The 17,137-nt window shown below is 62.4% G+C and carries 11 protein-coding genes; 3 read left to right on the top strand and 8 right to left on the bottom strand.

What is annotated here, in order from left to right; translation table 11 throughout:
- Window positions 1–2 precede the first annotated feature (2 nt).
- The 7 genes from ACLGL5_RS31050 to tagH form a co-directional block, all read right to left on the bottom strand.
- On the bottom strand, window positions 3–2,426 hold the full coding sequence (locus ACLGL5_RS31050) for a M23 family metallopeptidase (protein ID WP_069092798.1): 2,424 nt from the start codon (window positions 2,424–2,426) through the stop codon (window positions 3–5).
- The gene (locus tag ACLGL5_RS31045; protein ID WP_019859812.1) at window positions 2,423–2,923 is read right to left on the bottom strand and encodes a DUF1036 domain-containing protein; all 501 of its coding nucleotides are present in this window, start codon (window positions 2,921–2,923) and stop codon (window positions 2,423–2,425) included. Before ACLGL5_RS31045 ends, ACLGL5_RS31050 begins: the two co-directional genes overlap by 4 nt.
- 12 nt (window positions 2,924–2,935) lie before the next feature.
- Entirely contained in the window at window positions 2,936–5,563 is a 2,628-nt protein-coding gene (locus ACLGL5_RS31040) for a serine/threonine-protein kinase (RefSeq protein ID WP_069092797.1), read from the bottom strand.
- Window positions 5,560–6,339: a PP2C family protein-serine/threonine phosphatase gene (locus tag ACLGL5_RS31035; RefSeq protein ID WP_069093485.1), complete on the bottom strand. Its 780-nt coding sequence runs from the start codon at window positions 6,337–6,339 to the stop codon at window positions 5,560–5,562. The genes ACLGL5_RS31040 and ACLGL5_RS31035 overlap by 4 nt, the downstream gene beginning before the upstream one ends.
- 135 nt (window positions 6,340–6,474) lie before the next feature.
- Window positions 6,475–10,002 carry a type VI secretion system membrane subunit TssM gene (gene tssM, locus ACLGL5_RS31030; protein WP_069092796.1) on the bottom strand — a complete coding sequence of 1,176 codons (3,528 nt, stop codon included), beginning with the start codon at window positions 10,000–10,002 and terminating at the stop codon, window positions 6,475–6,477.
- On the bottom strand, window positions 10,002–11,516 hold the full coding sequence (gene tssL, locus ACLGL5_RS31025; RefSeq protein ID WP_069092795.1) for a type VI secretion system protein TssL, long form: 1,515 nt from the start codon (window positions 11,514–11,516) through the stop codon (window positions 10,002–10,004). Before tssL ends, tssM begins: the two co-directional genes overlap by 1 nt.
- Window positions 11,517–11,779: 263 nt before the next feature.
- Window positions 11,780–12,859: a type VI secretion system-associated FHA domain protein TagH gene (gene tagH / locus ACLGL5_RS31020; RefSeq protein ID WP_069092794.1), complete on the bottom strand. Its 1,080-nt coding sequence runs from the start codon at window positions 12,857–12,859 to the stop codon at window positions 11,780–11,782.
- A gap of 247 nt (window positions 12,860–13,106) precedes the next feature.
- Here tagH and ACLGL5_RS31015 point away from each other — a divergent pair, with 247 nt between their 5' ends.
- The 3 genes from ACLGL5_RS31015 to ACLGL5_RS31005 are packed head-to-tail and all read left to right on the top strand — an operon-like array spanning window position 13,107 to window position 16,213.
- The gene (locus ACLGL5_RS31015; protein ID WP_069092793.1) at window positions 13,107–15,434 is read left to right on the top strand and encodes a type VI secretion system Vgr family protein; all 2,328 of its coding nucleotides are present in this window, start codon (window positions 13,107–13,109) and stop codon (window positions 15,432–15,434) included.
- A 9-nt stretch (window positions 15,435–15,443) separates the two neighbouring features.
- Window positions 15,444–15,869: a DUF6484 domain-containing protein gene (locus tag ACLGL5_RS31010; protein WP_069092792.1), complete on the top strand. Its 426-nt coding sequence runs from the start codon at window positions 15,444–15,446 to the stop codon at window positions 15,867–15,869.
- Entirely contained in the window at window positions 15,869–16,213 is a 345-nt protein-coding gene (locus tag ACLGL5_RS31005) for a hypothetical protein (protein WP_069092791.1), read from the top strand. Before ACLGL5_RS31010 ends, ACLGL5_RS31005 begins: the two co-directional genes overlap by 1 nt.
- On the opposite strand, the gene ACLGL5_RS31000 is transcribed toward ACLGL5_RS31005, so the two are convergent.
- On the bottom strand, window positions 16,214–17,113 hold the full coding sequence (locus ACLGL5_RS31000) for a hypothetical protein (protein WP_032931245.1): 900 nt from the start codon (window positions 17,111–17,113) through the stop codon (window positions 16,214–16,216).
- Between the last annotated feature and the right edge of the window lie 24 nt (window positions 17,114–17,137).

Here is a 17,137-nt window from a genome sequence, read left to right as displayed (position 1 = left end):
GCTCAGCCCGGCTCAAGCGTCTCTTGGATTGAATTGAGCAACGCGGTTATCGCCTGCTTGTATTTCTCGAACTCCGGCGACGTCTGCCGGACCTCGGTCGTGGTTGCCGCCGGCTGGCTCTGATCGGTCACCACGCGCGGCACTTTCTGCCCCATTTTCCGCTCGGCCCAATCGATGACGTAGCCGACGGTCTTGCCGGTCAGGAACGGGTTGGCCTGGATCACGGCTGCGCCCAGAACAGCGCTCAATTGCGACGAGCCGGACGCGGCCAGCACCTGGTGTGCCCCCTCCATGCCGAGGAAATGGCAAAGATACAGGCGACCGGCGGTTATCTGGTGGCCGCGGGCGCGCAGATAGGCCTCGCCTTCGCGCGCCAGGTTGCGCACCATTTCGCGTGACAGCGTCGCGTCATAGCGAAGCGCGAGCAGGTCGGCGGTCGAAAGCGATCGGGCAAGGTCGGGACGATAGGTGTTCATCATCCGGATCCAGGTCTTGGTGATGAACTGGCCGGCGCCGGTTGCCGACGAGTTGGGGTTCTTGGCGCGGGCGCTGCCGCCGCTTTCGACATGGACGATCCGGTCGGTCAGCGTCTCGACCGCGGAATCGCCGGGCCCGCCGGAACTGACGGAAACGGCGGTGGCGACGGTGGTGACTGTCCCGAGCGGGTCGATCGCCTCGCCGTTCTCGTAGAGCTCGAAATGCAGATGCGGGCCGGTCGAAAGCCCCGTCGTGCCGATATAGCCGATGACGTCGCCGGCCTTCACCTTGGTGCCGACGCCGCTGGCGATGGCGAATTTTTGCATATGCGCGTAGCGCGTCTCGCGGCCGTTGGCATGCGTGATCTTCACCAGATTGCCATAGCTGCCGCCATCGCCCTGGAAGGAAATCTCGCCGTCGAAGGCCGCCATGACCGGCGTCCCGACCGGAGCCGCCCAGTCGACACCCTTGTGGATCCGAACCGTGCCGAGGATCGGATGCTTGCGCGGGCCGAAGGTCGATGTCATCACCCCGGCGACCGGCGTGACCATGCCGTTGGTGACGTTCAGCGAGCGAACCTGATCATCGCCGGTCACGCAGGCATACTGGCCGTCACTTTGCTGGAAGACGAAGCAGTCGAGGTTCTTGTCCTTACCCAGGACGCCGACGTAAAGCACCCGTCCGGAGATCTCGCCCTGGTTGCGCGGCGTCTGCGAGTAGATCATCACCAGGCGCTGGTCCTCGCTGGCGAAAGCGTCGAGATCCTGTCCCCTCGACAGATACATGATCGCTTCGCCGATCACGCTGGTCGGCACCTTGTTGCGCGCCGCGGTCGAGTAGATTGCGTCGAGCAGCCGGTACTGCCGCTTGGGTCCGCCCTGGTCGGAGGCACCCGAATAGTTGAAGAGGTCCTCGCGAACCCAGGGGTCGACGCCGGAAACGAAGGCGCCCGCTGCGTTGCGCGTCAGCGTGCCGACATAGACGTTCCTTGCGTAGACCGAGACCTGCATCAGCGACATGGTCGTCGTCTCGCGATTCGGCCGGAAGCCGCGCATGGCGACCACGAAACCGGCCTCGAGCCCGTCGCGCTTGAACAGCGCTTTCAGCGCCTCGCCCGCAAGCCTGGCGTCGTCCGCTGAGAAATGCGCGTCGAGCGCCACGCTATCCAGGCTGCGGTCGTTGAGGATTTTCACGAAAGTGTCCTCTGTCGCCGCGAAGCGCTGATATTCGCTGGTGACGGTCGCGACGGTGGTGTTGTTCTCGATCGCGGTTTTCTTGAAGGCGGGGAGCGCTGCCTCGCCCTGGTCGATTGTCTCCCCCCAGCCGGCCTCGGGGTCGTCTGCGTCGGCCTTGGGCGCCGAACCGGCGGGGGGCTCGCCCGCGTCCGGCGGCGCCTGCAGGTCGTTCGCCAGATCGCCCGGTTGGTCGTTGGGCGCCGCAGCAGGTGCGGGCGAGGTCGGTTGCTGATCGTCTGGTGCTGCGGTTGAAGGCTGCCGCTGCGCCTTGAAGAAGGCAAAATCCTCCTGCGTCGACGGGATCGTCGTCATGAACTTCTCGCTGGCGCTCAGCATCACGTCGGACAGAATCTCGATCTGCGGCGAGGCCCCGGAACTGTCGAGTTCGGCCGGGCGCGCAACCGTGTGGCCCTTCGTGGCGGTGTCCGCATCGGGCGCCAGCGTGATCCACATCGGATCACCGGCAAGGTCGATGATGGCCGGCACATAGACCGAGGCGTCGGGCGGCACGTCCTCCATGCCTTCGACGGGATGCAGTTCCTCATCCTCGTCGCCGAACGACCAGTTGTCCTTCGTAAGATAGAAGCCGGTGGCGATCGCGATGACGGTGAGCGTTGCAACGCCAGCAAGAACGCGGCGCCAGAGTTTGCGTCTGCGCTCGGCCAGGCGTGCCAGCTTCTTCTGTTTGAAGCTCGTGTCGATGCTGTGCGTCACGGGCTGTTTCCCGTCAGGAAATAGGTCCAGCGCACCTGCTCCAGCGTGTCGACCTCGACGAAACGCGCCGCGATATGACCGCGCTGCCAGCACTCCTCGATGCCACGGATGGAGAAGCGGCGCCGATCAACGCACATCTCGGTCGATCCGTTGAGGATCGCATGGCCGAACACGTCGGTCGCGTAGAGGTAGATGTAGCGGTTGGCCAATTCCTCGCGGATGACGTTCACGCATTGGTTGGCGCCGATGGTCCACCAGCCATCGGTCTGGTCGGCATTGTCGACCTTCTGTCCGACGGCGAGGTTGACGACGTCGAGCGTCTGGTTGCAGACGGTGAATTCGGCATGCGCGCTTCTGGTCGAGAAGATAACGAGCAGCGCCGCGCCGAACAGCGCGGAAAATGCCAAGCGGTCGGAGAAGTCCGCCAATAATCGAAACCAGCTACGCTTTGTGCGTGACGAAGGCTGGCAAAATGAATGCGAGGGGCGAAGGTCCATCGGCGTTCATATCTATCCGCCGAGCTGGAAATATTTGGCGGTGGCGGAGAACTGCGGGCCGTCGGCGCCGATCTCCTCGAGGATCTTTGGCAAAAGCTCGGAGACCGGTGTCGGTCTCGAGAACATCGCGGCCTGAATGTCCTTTGGTCCGGTGATCACCAGCATGATCTGCGGCAGGGGTTTGCCGGCCGCCTTGTCGGCGGCGCCTAGACCGATCGGGATGTTGAAGGTCGCCTTGTCGGTCTGCGCCACGATGCGATCATCGAGGTTGAAGGCGATGCCCCTGTGGTCGATTAACATGACGTTGGAAACCAACCCGCCACGCGTTACCAGAGTGCCGCTGATCGGCGCGCCATCCGGCACCGATGTCCGGTCGAGAACGAGCCGCGGACTTTCCACACGGTTCCGGTCGAGGACGCGCAGGAAGTTGGTTACTTCACACTGGGGCTGTTCGATGAGACGGACATTGATGTCCGGCTCGAGATGGAACCTCGAGCGAAAATCATTGAGCATCTGCTCGAAGGGCTGCACGGCTGTTGCGAGGCCTTCGATGGCGGCGGAGCTGGCGGTTTGCGATGTCAGCGACGCATAGAAACAGTCGCCGCCGCTGAAGTCGCGCACCCATGAGGCGCGTTGCGCCGCCTCGTCGACCGGCTTCGCCGGCGGAACCGCCGGCTTTGGCACATTGATCGCCACTTCGGTATTTTCGGGCCGTGTGGTTACCGGCGGTTGCGGTTGCTGGGACGGCTGCGCTGCCTGTGTCGGCTCTTGGGGCGAGGTTGGTGGTGTCGGCTCGCTGGCGGCCGGGGGCGGGGCCACCGGTTTAGCCGGCGGGCTGGTCGGCTGCGCCGGCAACCGGCTCTCCGAGGTCGGTGGCGAGGAAGCCTCCGGCTTGGCCAGCTTGGAAAGGATCTCGACCAGGTCCGTTGCGCTGGGTTCTGTCGCCGGCGGGTTTGCCTGCTGCGCCGGCTTACTCTCTGCCTCCGCCTGGCTTGGCGTGGACGTCTTCGGTGGGTTAGCGGTCGGGTTTTGGGCAGGCTTGGTCTCGACCGGGGGCGCTTGCGCCTGACTGTTGGCCGTGGTTTCGGACGGCGCTGGCTTGCCGACGGGCGGCGCTACCGGCGCCTGCTCGGCGGGTTGCCGTGCTTCTGTTGCCGGCGGCACCTCGGGCCTGGTGGTCGGCATGGGGATTTCGGTAGGCTTGGCCGCCTCCGGTTTCTGCTGGCCCGTAGCGTCCGCCTGGTTCTCGGCCGGCACTGGGGTCTTCACCTGTGCATCCGGTAGGGCAGGTGGGTTCACCGTCTCGATAGTGGCGGCATTGTCGGGTTTTGAAGGCTCTGGCTGAGGCTGCATCGGCGGCTGAGGGTTCAATGCTTCCGGCTGCGGCGTTTGAGCCACCGGCTTGGGGGCTTCAACAACGGGTTTGGGCACCGGCTTCGGTGTCAACGGTTTGAGTTTCTCTTCGGCAGGCGGAGGCGCCAGGATGCCGCTGAAGTAAAGGCCGCCGCCCAACAGGACCGCCAGCGTCACGAGGCCGCCGGCGACAGCCGGCATCCGCGACAATTTTCGCGGCGCAGCCGGCATGGGCGTGCTGGCCGGCGCGGGCGCTGGCGCAGGCCGTGGTTGTGACAGATACGCCGGTCGCACATGTTCAACAAAGTGCTTTTCGCCGCCGGACGTCGAAGGCTGCGGCCCGGTTTCGGACAGCGCCGTCCAGCCGGCGCGCGGCAAGCCCGCGCGGTCACGCGGACCATACGATGCCGGCGGCAATGTCACGTCGACATCCTCGCCACGCGTTGCCCTGGCGATCTCGGCCATGCTGGCAGGCCGATCCCGCGGATCCGGCTGCAGCATCGCGGCAATGAGCTCTTGGAAATCGGGGTCGATGTCAGACAGGTCCGGCACGGTCCGCCGTTTCTCGATCACCTCGTATTGCGAGCCGCTCATATCGAGCGGCTTTCCGCGCAATGCCGCGGCGAGCACCAGTCCGAGACTATAGATATCGGACTGCTCGCTGACCTCACCGCCATAGAGACCGAGCTGTTCGGGCGAGACGTAATTGTATTTGCCGGCGAACTTCCCGCCGATCAGCGTTTCACCGCCTGCGGTCGCCGACCGGGCTATGCCGAAATCGATGATCTTGGCGCTTTCCACCTGCCCGCCTGGCAGGATGATGTTGTCCGGCGAGAGGTCGCGGTGAACCGCGCCCGCCCGGTGCACGGCGGCGAGCCCTGACGTCAGGCGATGGCAAAGTCGCCGCACTTCTTCCGCCGGCATCGGTCCGCGACGCATCACGTCGAATAGCGACTGGCCGTCCACGAACTCCATCGCCAGATAGGGGCGGCCGATCCTCGGATCGATGGTGAAGACGTGATAGCGCACCACTGCGTCATGCGACAGGTGATTGAGGATCGACGCTTCCTTGCGGAACAGCGACAGGATCGTCTGATCGCGGGCGAATTCGGGCAATACGATCTTGATCGCCACATGGTCGCCGGTTTGGATGTTGTGGCCGCGATAGACCTCTCCCATGCCGCCGGAGGCGATCCTCTCGTCGAGTTCGTAAATGCCGCTGAGCTGCGTGCCGACGCCGGCATAGATGTCGTTCGTCGATATCCGGGTCTTGTCGTCGTCGCTCATCTCGCCAGGCTCTCCGCTCCGGACCGATCCGAATGGAGCGCGCCGTTGCGACCGCCGCCGATCTTCACGAGTACGATGGTCACATTGTCGGTTCCGCCGCGCGCCAGCACCGTCTCCAGCAGGCTCCGGCACGCCGCCTGCGGCGTTGCGGATATCACTGCGGCTTCGATCTCGGCGTCGCTGACATGCGCCGTCAGTCCGTCGGTGCTCAGGACGAAAACATCCCCCGGCATCAGCTCGCCCTGCTGGAAATCGATCTCGAGCTCATCGCTGACGCCGACGGCGTGGGTGATGACATGGCGGCGCGGCCAGGTAAGCGCTTCCTCCGGGCTTATCATGCCGCGGTCCAGCAGTTCCTGGACCTCGGTGTGATCCTTCGAGACCTGAAAGATCACACCGTTGCGGACCAGATAGATGCGGCTGTCGCCGGCCCACAGGCCAGCGAAGCGTCCGTCCATTGCAAGCAAGGCCGCGAAGGTGGACCCGATGGTGATGCCGCGGGATCGCGAGATGTCGCGGATTTCGGAATTGGCGCGGCTCAGCCGGTCTTCGAAGCGCGCGCGAAGGTCCGGCGCCGAGCTTGCAATGCCGATCGTCGCCAGATGATCGACGATGCTGGCCGATGCGACCTCGCCGGCCTCGTGCCCGCCCATGCCATCGGCCACCACCCACAGGCCGGTCTGCGGCTCTATCAGGTAGTTGTCCTCATTGTGGTCGCGCACGCAGCCCTTATGGCTTACGCCGAAGCTTTCGATGGGAAGGGCGACAGAACTCAATTTGCCACCAAGCGCTTCGCGAGCGTCCTCTGTGACCAATCATGGGCGGCGTGCCGATGCCACTTTGCCACAAGCGCATACGTTAGAGTACCGAAATGAGGGCTGCGGCCGGCGGCGCGCTGGAACACAGCCATGTCAGAACGCCTTTGGACAGCTGAAGCCGGACAGAGCCGGCAGCAGGAATGGATTGGCCCCCGGTCCGGTCTGCATCGTGTAAGCGACGTCTCGTCCGCCGATCACGAAGCGAGCTTCGGTGTTTGCGCCATTGGCGGTGATGGTCGCCTTGTCCAACAGACGCTTCAAGGCCCACGGTCCTTCGAATTTGAGAGCGGAGTCGCGGCCTGGCATTTCCGGCATCAGGCTTAGGCTGGCGGAACCAGAGGCAGTGCTGTTCGGCCAGGTCACTGTGCTTGGCGCGTTCCCCGTTTGGCTGCCCTGGACGGTCTGGCCGTCAATGTCGAGAACCGCGTTGTCTGCGTCGCTATTCAGCGAAAAAGGCGTGATGGTGATCGAAACCGACGGCACCGAGCCGCCGGAAGGGAAGAAGGCGCTGCGGATTTCGGCGGCCGCCTGAAATGATTTCAAGGTCGACTTCGCCAGGTCGCGGCTGGAGCGGGCGTCCTGTCTCCAGGTCCATTCCTGGCCGGTCATGTCGATCAGCGGCGCAAGGTTCTGCGCGAAGAAGCGGTCCATCAGCCCGCCCGGCGCGAAGAGCTTGGCGAAATCCGCTATCGAGATCTCTTCGGTGCCGTCACTGACGAAGGGATAGCGACCGTTGACCGCCTCTTCGCAGGCTCGTGTGACCGTCTGGTCGAGGTTCTGGTTGAGGTTGGCCACCGAAGCTTCCGCGACATTGCCTTCAAACTCGTCCGCTGCCGCGTTGACCATGCGCGCAAGCGGCTTCGGAAGGCGCGAGGCGTTTGCGCGCAGCGTGGAGATCTGCAGCTGCAGGTTGGCGTTGACGCGTTCGGTCTGGGAAGGGACATCGGCCGAAAGCTTGAGGCTTTGAAAGATGTCGCGGAAATTCCGCGTCAACGCATCGAGCGGCCGCCGTCCACTGGCGCCGCTGACCAGGGCCTGGAACGGTCGAAACTGTGCCTCGACGCTCGCACCGGCATTCTGCGCGACAGCCGGGTCCAATCCGGCTCGGCTCTGCGACTTGCCGCCAGCGATCTGCAGGCCGATGCGTGCCAGACCTTTGGCCATGCTGGCGGGGTCTTCTTGCGCTGCGCTCTCGCCCTCGGCCGTGGTGTTCTGCTTCGTCAATGCGGTCTCATCGGCGATCGCGGTGAACAGCTGATCGAGAGGCGAGTCCGGTGCGGCGAGGGCGGAAAGCGCGAGATATTGCGGCTTGTCCTTGAGCAACGCCTTGAACTTGAGCTGGTCGAGCACGCGGTTCCATGCGGAAGAGAATTCCTTGCCGTAGCGGTCGATCAGTTCGGGGCCGAGCTTGGGCAGGTCTTGGTCGATGCCGCCCTGTTCGCCACCTCCGCCGAGCACCCACTGGTCGTTGACGAGCATTTGCGCGATGCGCGAGAGCTGCGGCAGGAAGAAGCGGTTGAAGCCGGCGCGCGTGTAAAGTCCAGGAACGTTGAGATCGGCGAGGTCGCTGCCATCCATGCGTTCGAACAGCAGCTGCGTCTCGGGACCGGCTTTCGCGGCGACGGAGAGGTCCTCCAGCCTTGCGGCGTAGACGGCCGACCTGATCAGCGCCGAAGCGCGGTCGGCAAGGCTCATGCGCCCAAGCGAGCGTTGCGCGGCTTCGATCAGTGGCTGGTTGAGCTCAAAGACGGGATCGTAGGCGTCGTCGAGCGCGAGCATCGCACGCAGATGCTTTTCGAGCTGCGCGCGGCCCTCGCGGTTGTTCTCGCCGGGATAGCGGTTCTCTTCCCAATCCTGCCTCATCCAAGAGACAATCAACTCGTCATCGACCTTCGGAGCCTTGCCGCCCAGCATCAGGTAGATCTTCAGCGGTTCGTAAAGCGCGATCGGATCGGCCATCTTGGCCTGGATGGTGCGCTCGGCCTGCACCAGCAGCCGGGAGCGGAATGTCCGCTCGAGCGCTTGTCGGTAGGCGGTCCTGGAGGCCGACAGCAGCCTCTCGCGCTGGCTGAGCCCGAACGTCTCCTCGATCGGCTTTGCCTGGTCGCCGTTCTCGTAGCCAGCCGGCAGGTTGCGCAACTGGTCGAGCGGGCCGATGACGTTTTCGAGATCAACGTCGGTCACCGTCGTGCTCTTCAGCAGTGAATCGGCGCTGTCGCGATACTGTGCCATCGCCTGCCGGGTGGAGGCGATCAGCGACTTGTTGGCGAAGAAGCTGAGGCCAAGCACGCCGAGAGCCGCCAAGGCCGCCAGCGCAATGGCGGCGAGGCCGCCAAATCTCGCGAGCCTGGCGCGCCGTTCGGCCGCTCGGTCGAAGGATACCCAGCCCGATTCCGGGAAGATCACATCGGTCAGCAGATCGTGCAGGAAGAAGCTCTTGCCGATGCCGGAAAGATGCGCCTGCGAGGTGCTGCCGAAGCTGCGGCCGATCGTGCCCAGCACCTGGTCGAACGGGGTTCCTTCCTGAGTACCAGAGGAGAAATAGAGGCCCCGCAGGCTGACATTGACATGCGATCGAGAGGCATCGAACAAGCTACCGATAAAATGCGCTATCCGGTTCCCCAGCGCACCGAACTGTGCCGGGAAGCCGAAGATGGCGATGCGCGCCACCGGGTCGGCCTCCTCCTGCAAGCGATCGACAACTTCTTCCGCCAAGCGCTTCGCCAGCCCGTCGAATTCGGCCGGCGCCTCGCCGGCCATGTTCCTTGTGCGATCGGCGGTCTGGAACGTCGCGCCCCACACCTTGCGCCTGCCTGCTTCGTCGAATTGGCCGAAATAATCCATGAAGCCGGAGACGAGATCGGCCTTGGTGAAAAGCAGATAGACGGGAAACTGGATCTTCAGCGTCTCGTGCAATTCGCGCAGGCGGCTTCTTATCTCGGTCACATGCGCCTCGATTTGCTGGTCGTCGAGGCCAATGAGATCGGCGATGCTGATGGCCAGGATCACGCCGTTGATCGGTTGCCTTACGCGGTTTTTCTTGAGCAATCCGAGGAAAGCAAGCCAGCTTGCCTTGTCGCGCTCGCGGTCCGATTCCTGCGTCGTGTAGCGGCCGGCCGTGTCGATCAGCACCGCCTCATCGGTAAACCACCAGTCGCATGACCGCGTGCCGCCGACGCCGGCCACCGGCTGGGCATTGCCGGAGCCCGCAAGCGGAAATTTCAGCCCGGAATTGACCAGAGCCGTCGTCTTCCCGGCGCCTGGCGGGCCGATGATGATGTACCAGGGAATATCATAGAGGAAGTTGCGCTTGCCGCTCGTCCGCTTCAGCGTCGCGATGGCCTCGCTCATGCGCGCTTCGAGCACCTGTGCATCGTCGTTGCGCTCGTCGCTGCGCACGATGGCCGCTTCGAGCGCCCTTTGCGCCTTGCGCCTTTGCCAGAAGCCGATGCCGTAGAACAACGCCAGCACGGCCACCGTCACCCCGATGATGACCGCCCTGAGCCACACGGATCCGAGCAGGCGGGTATCGGCGAAGCGGATCAGCGGTCCGGCATACCAGACGGCGGCCGAGAAGCCGGCCAGGGCGAGCACGCTGAATATACGCAGCACCCAGCCCATTAGTTGCCGTTCTCCGCCGAGCCGGTCTGCAAGGTCTCCTGTTTCGGGATCATCACGTCGACGCGGCGGTTCTTGGCGCGGCCGTCCGCCGTCGCGTTGTCGGCGATGGGTTCGTCTTCGCCCTTGCCGTCCACGCTCAGACGCGACGGATCCTTCAATTGCCTGGCGATCATCGCCTGCACGGCCTTCGCGCGGGCGACCGAGAGATCGAAGTTCGATTTGAACGTGCTCGACTTCTTCGGCTTCACATTGTCGGTGTGGCCGACGATCTTGATCGGTCCGGCTTCGGCGTCGAGCGCCGTGGCGATATCGGCCGCGATCGGCTGGAACTGTGCCTTCAAATCAGCCTGGCCGGATGCGAACAGAAGCTGGTTGCTGATCTCGACGACGATGAAGTCGCCCTTCGTACCGACGTTCAGTCCGCCGGCGGCGATCTCCTGGGCGAGTGCCGCGCGGATGCGGTCGATCTGCGTGGTGTCCGGGGGAGAGGGTGGCGGCGGGTTGGCTTGCACCGGTTCGGCGGGTGCCGTCACGCTGGCGCGTTCAATGGTGACCGGGGTGGAAGGATTGAGCGCCAGCAGCGCGCCGGCGGTTGCATCGCCTTCATCGGTGATCAGGATCCGTAGCCCGAAAAAAGCCGCTGTCACCAGGGTCGCCGCGGCGGCTGCGATCGCCCATAGAGGCAGCCGCCCTCCTGGCCTGGTCATTGCCGCCGCCATGCCTTGCCACCGGGGCGAAATGTCCTCGGCGGCGCGCGGCCTGAAATAGCGCAGCGTGTCGTAGACGTCGCGCCGGACGCGCTCGAGTGTGTTCCGTTCGCTGGACAATCCCCGATACTGGCCCTCGAACCCCAGCGACAGGCAGGCATGCATCAATTCGAGCAGGTCGTAATGCGCTTCAGGCTTGGCGAGGAGGTTGTTCAGCGCTTCATAGAAGCCGGTGCCTGTCGGTCGTGTGTGGAAGAACCGCGCCACCAGACTGTGCTGAAGCCAGGTTTCCTTGTTCGGCCAGGGCAGGTTGCCGACGAGATCGTCGGCGGTTTCGCAAAGCGCGAATTTCGCGATCCGTGCGTCTTCTTCCCCAATGCCGGCTTTGGCGATGGTGTGGTCGAAGGTCTCGATGGCGTCTGCGATGTGCTCCGCCAAGGCCGCGGCTTGCCGTTCGACCGGTATCAGCCGCAGCTGACCGAACAGCATGAGCAATGGGGCCGCGGCGGATAGGATAGGATTTGTCGCGGCATACTTCACGCCAGCTGTGGCGTCGAGCAAGGCGTCCTGCTGCAACGCCGGTGCCGCCGCGGGCTCAGCCCCGTGGCCGGCTTCCTGAAAGACCACGGTTCCGGACGACCAGCCGGGGGGCATTTGTCGGCCGAGGCCGGGGTCGAACACTGTCGATTCCCTGGCGGGTGATGGCGCACCGGAACGATCGGGAGCCACGCGCGGCTTTTGTCTTGGCCGTGGTGCGCGGATGACGGTTTTATCCGGCGGCTCGGAGGGATCGTCCTTCGAGCTCATCGGCGCACCACCGTCGAGGTGCGCGTACCAGGCTGGGTATCAACAGCGAGCCGGATGGAAAGACTGATCTTGCCGAAACATGACATTCCTGCACACGCCCCAAGCCACACCGCTTTGCCAGCCAGGCAAGCGCCCATGCGCTATCCTAGTCGCACGGCAAGCCGATTGAAATCGGAAAGCAGGATGATCAAGGAAGCGGCTTCTTCCACGGCGTCCCTCACACAGCCCGTAAGAGCGTTGCTGACGACATTTGCCGAGCGCGGCTATTTCTGCTTGCCTGCCTTGGCGTAGGCTTCGGCGAAATAGGCGAGGAAGACATCCAGCATGCCGTTTTCGTGCTTGTCTTCCATCGTCCGCCACGTTGCGACGAGCGCGTCCCAGGCCTGGCTTTTCCTGGACGAAAAGGACGCAGGCGGGATTCTTTTGGCGATCGCCTCCGGCGACAGGTCGTCGAGGAGCCGCGAGAGCGCGGCCTGCATGGCGGCGTAGGTTGCGATTTCGTGGGTCTTCAGGTCGCGGAACGCATCCTCGATGCTGTGCCTGGCATCGAGATAGCCGGCCCGGCGCTTGGCAAACATGATCTCGAGTATGTCGTCGGTGCCCGGCACGAATTTCAGCGGGTTGTTGTCCTCGGCGCCGATCATGGTGCGGTGCGCGCTTTTGGCGAGCACCTTGGCCGCCGCCCGCGCCTTGAGCAGCAAGGACAGCTGCTCGACCGTGGTTCTCAGCACCGCACCGATCTCCGCAGCGACGTCATGCGGGTCGCGCGACTGCAACAGCTCCGGCGATAAGCCGGCCGCCCTGGCGATATCGCGCAGTATCCCGTCCGCTTCCGCCGACTGCTTGACCGGGACAGCGGGGCCGGGCTGCAGCGCCGAAGACGTCGGCACCGGCGTTGACCCGGCCGGGCGCTGCCCCGCTGGATTGTGGAATGGCGCGCTGCCAAGTTCCAGCGGCCTTCCCGTCGAGGGCGGCAACTCGCGTTGCGTTGAACCGGTCCTGGCTTGCGGATGGCCGGTGGCGGCGCGCTCTTCGTCGACCGAAACGGCGACGACATAACGGCCGATCAGCAGCCGGTCGCCTTGGGTCAGCCGATGCGGCGCATTCATGCGCTGGCTGGAGCCGTTGACGAAAGTGCCGTTGCGCGAGACGTCATGAAGCCAGAACGCGCCCGCCTGATAATGGACTTCGCAATGCCGGCCTGAGATGAACTTGTCGGGGTCGGTAAGTGTCCAGTCGCAATTTTCGCGCCCGATTTCGAAGCTGCGGTCGCGGGCGGCATAGCTCGCCGAAATGCCTGGCGGCAGTCTGTCAACATTGCTGATCTGGAGCGAAATGAACATTCGACGCCACTGGCAAACCTGAAATCCTAGGCATTCTAGCATCTTGCCAGCGCAGTGGGAGAGGTGCGCGTCACATGAATGCACGCCACGGTTTAGACATTGCTTCTGTTTGGCCTCCATCAAACATATGCTAGGCTTGCAGAGGTCCGATGCGGTGAATTCGAAAACCTTCCGTGCGTGATGCAATTTACGGAGCGGGGGCTTCAATCCATCACACTGGCGGCTGCGTCGAGGAGGGGCACGCCCCATGGCGAACGAACGTGCCACGGTTGTACACACGCCGGTTGGCGCCGATGTGCTGACCTTCACCCATCTCGTCGGTCGTGACGAGATCAGCCGAAGTTTTGCCTATACCGTCGGGTTCGTCAGCAAGAGCCGAGACGTCGATCCGCTGAAGATGCTGGGCGGCGTCGTTTCGGTCGAAGGTGAATCCGATCCAAAGCGTTGGTTCAGCGGCCTGGTGTCGGATTTCAAGCTTACGCGCATAGAAGACCGGCTGGCCTACTACGAGGCCACCGTCAGACCGTGGCTCTGGTTCCTCGGAAATACCACCGATTGCCGCATTTTCCAGAACATGACGGCTGTGGAGATCGTCGAAAAGATCTTTTCGAAATACGGCATCGCAAAATTCGAGAAGCGCCTGCAGGGCTCGTATCCATCGCGCGAATACTGTGTCCAGTATGACGAGAGTGATCTCGATTTCGTGCAGCGGTTGTTCGAGCACGAAGGCATTTTCTATTTCTTCGAGCATGATGAGGACAAGCACACGCTCGTGCTGTGCGATGCGATGAGCAAGCTGAAGCCGGCTCCAGGCTACGAGAAGGTGCTTTATAATTTCGAGGGCTATGGCTCGCGACGCGACGTAGAATACATCACCGAATGGATCCCGGGCAGTGCGGTGCGGCCAGGCGCCTACGCCCATACGGACTATGACTTCGAGAAGCCCGGTGCTGATCTGATGGCGAAGTCCGCCCAGCCCTTCAGCCACAAGGAGGCTTCCGGCGAAAACTACCGCCAGCCCGGAGCGCATCTCGATGTCGGGCGCGGCGACACGATCGCGGGGATCCGCCGCGAGGAACTTCAGGCAGTGCACCATCGCAACACCGCCGTCGGTACGGTGCGCGGCCTTTTTTCCGGCTGCAAGTTCACGCTCGAAAGCTTTCCGCGCGACGACCAGAATACGGAATATCTGGTTGTGAGCGCCGAATACCGCCTGTTCGATCCGGGCTACCGGACCCAGAACGAAGCCCACATCGAGAATTTCAAGGTGGTGCTGGGCGTAGCGCCCACGAAATTGCCCTATCGGCCACCGCGCATCACGCCCAGACCGATCATGCGCGGCCCGCAGACGGCAACGGTGGTCGGCCCTTCGGGCGAAGAGATATTCACCGACAAATATGCGCGGGTGAAGGTGCAATTCCACTGGGACCGCCTCGGCAAGAAGGACCAGAATTCGTCCTGTTTCGTGCGCGTGTCTCAGACCTGGGCTGGCAGCGGCTGGGGCTTCATCCAGATCCCGCGCATCGGCCAGGAGGTCATCGTCGATTTCATCGAGGGCGACCCGGACCTGCCGATCATCACCGGACGCGTCTACAATGCCTCCGAGATGCCGCCCTACGCGCTGCCTGCCAACGCCACGCAATCAGGCTGGAAGTCGAATTCCTCGAAAGGCGGCGGCGGTTACAACGAGCTGATGTTCGAGGACAAGGCCGGTTCCGAACTGGTGAATTTCCAGGCCCAGAAGGACCACCATCTGCTGATCAAGCACGACCGCAACAAGACGGTACAGCACGACCAGTCCGACCGCATCGACCATGACGCCAAGCACTCCGTCGGCCATAACCTCGACGAGGACGTCGGCAACAACAAGACCGTCAAGGTCGGCGTCGACCAGACGACGAACATCGGGTCGAACGACACCGAGACGGTGGGCGCGAACCGGTCGCTAACGGTGATGGCGAACGAGACGATCCACGTCGTCGCCAATTCGACGGAAAACATCGACGCCAGCCATTCGCAGACGGTGGGGCTGGTGCAGACGGTGACGGTCGGCGCGGCGCGCGTCGATACCGTGGGCGCCACCGAGACACGGAGCGTGGGCGCGGCGCAAACGAATACGATCGGGGCGTCGCGGAGTGTGACGGTGGGGGCGGGGCAGAGCCACGATATCGGGGCGGATGATGGCTGGAATATTGCCGCCAGCCAGAATGTTCAAGTTGGTGCGGACCAAAGCTTTGCGATCGCTGGGAGCCAAGCCTCGCAGATAGGCAAGGACCGCAACACCAAGATAGCAAACAACGATGTAACCGAGATCGGTGCGGCTCGCGAGCTTACGATTGCAAAAGGAAGCATGGTCCAGATCGGTGAAGACGCAACGATAAAAGTCGGAAAAGCGCTTTTGATCGATGCTGGCGAATCGATCGTTATCAAATGTGGGTCTGCTGCAATCTCGATGAAGAAGGACGGCACGATCAATATCGAGGGCAAGGACATTTCTGTTGACGCTTCGGGCAAGGTAAACGTCAAGGCCTCGAGTGACATCACGATGAAGGGCTCCGAAATCAAACAGAATTGAGGTGACCGAATGGATGAAGTTCTCGACCGAATACAAGGTGTCGTAGTCGGCATCTTCATTGGCTTTGACGGTGACTGCCCGTTGGTGGTGTATCCGGGCAATCCGGAAGAGGCCGCCTTACCAGCGCGCAGTCTTGCCGAGATCACATCGGACATGGTTGGAGCCGAGGTGGCTCTTCTGTTTGAGGAAGGAAACCCACGCCGTCCGTTGATAGTGGGACGAATTGTCGATACCGCCCGCAAGTCTTCTCGCCTGAGTGTTGTTCGAAGCGGGGAATCGATAACCATCATCGGCGATGAGCGCATTGAGATGCGATGCGGCAAGGCCACAATCATTATGGAAAAGGATGGCCACATCACTATTCGCGGGACGTATCTGGTAAGTCACGCAAGTGCTAGTAACCGCATACGCGGCGGCTCGGTAAACTTGAACTGATGTCGACGCCGATTTTGGAAGAAATTGTTCGCCAGCACGCCGAGATGGCCGCGTTCTTGTGGACTGTCTACGACTGGCATTTGCTCAATCCTGACCAAAATCCTGAAATGGATGAGGAGCGAATGGCCCGACTCATTGAGCGGCTTGACGCTCATCTGGACGGTCTGAGGGTGGCGGGAGAGGACGGCAAGCGCATTGCCGCGGAACGATACGCAGCCTATCCAGAGGCTGGCGAGTTGTTCGTCATCCGAATGTTGGGCGCAAAGGAAATCCTTCCGGTCAAGGATTTGGATATCGCGCGAGTGCGAGAATATCTGGCTAAGACGCTAAGCCCGAGGAGGTAACTACTCTTCCAACCGGAAGCCCCCATCATATACCAATGTGAGCGTTTTCCACTCCTTGCCATCAAATCGCCAGGCAGTATCGGCTCCCGCGCAGTAGAGGAACTGATGGTCAGCGCGAAGGTCCGAGCCGATCTCTGTATCAAGCAGCGGATCCAACACGCGACCCTTCTGGACATAGACCCCAGCTTCGTCTCCCCAATATGCTTTACCGTGGAAGCTGCGCACCGCAAAATGCGTCAGCCCAGATGTTTCGAGTTCGACTATCTCTTCAGTTGTGATTTGCAGACAGACACCGTTGTCACCAGCGAGGCGGATTGAGCCATCGGGCGCAACATCCAAGCCTCGGAATTGATCACCGCGGTGTAGTTCGAGTGGTCGCCAAGTTTGACCAACAAGTTTGAATAAGCTTCCGTCCTCGCCACAAGTATGAATGCCATTTTTGGAGTCGCCGTGCAGATCGAAAAACTGAACTGGAGGTAGTCCCTTCAGCCGAATCCATCTGTCACCTGAGAGCAAGTAAGAGCGGCCTTCACTCCCCACGACCAGCGGGCCGACATCAGCCTTCGCCCATACCCGTCGCAGATCGATTTCAGAGATCTTCGTCCGCCTCCATTCCTTGCCGTCATAACGCCAGATCCATACGGTTGCCTCCAAGGCAAACAATTCGCCGGATGGCGAACAGGTGAGGGACATCAACCAATCCTCTGTCAGAAGAATGCCACGTGCAGAGGCAGGGTTGAAATCGTCAACGACAAATACGACCGAGATCGTTGAGGCGTAATCTGGGTCGCTTAGCAGGAAGAGGATCGCGCAACGGCCGTTACCCATCGGTGCGATCTGAAGACATTCGTAGGATGTGTCGTCGCTCCCCGCGAAGATTTCTAGATCTTCTGAATCCATATTCAGCTACCTCACTTATAGTAA

This window comes from Mesorhizobium sp. U510, assembly GCF_059180695.1.
The sequence above is the reverse complement of the archived record's forward strand: the minus strand, read 5'-3'. Positions and strand labels throughout refer to the sequence as shown.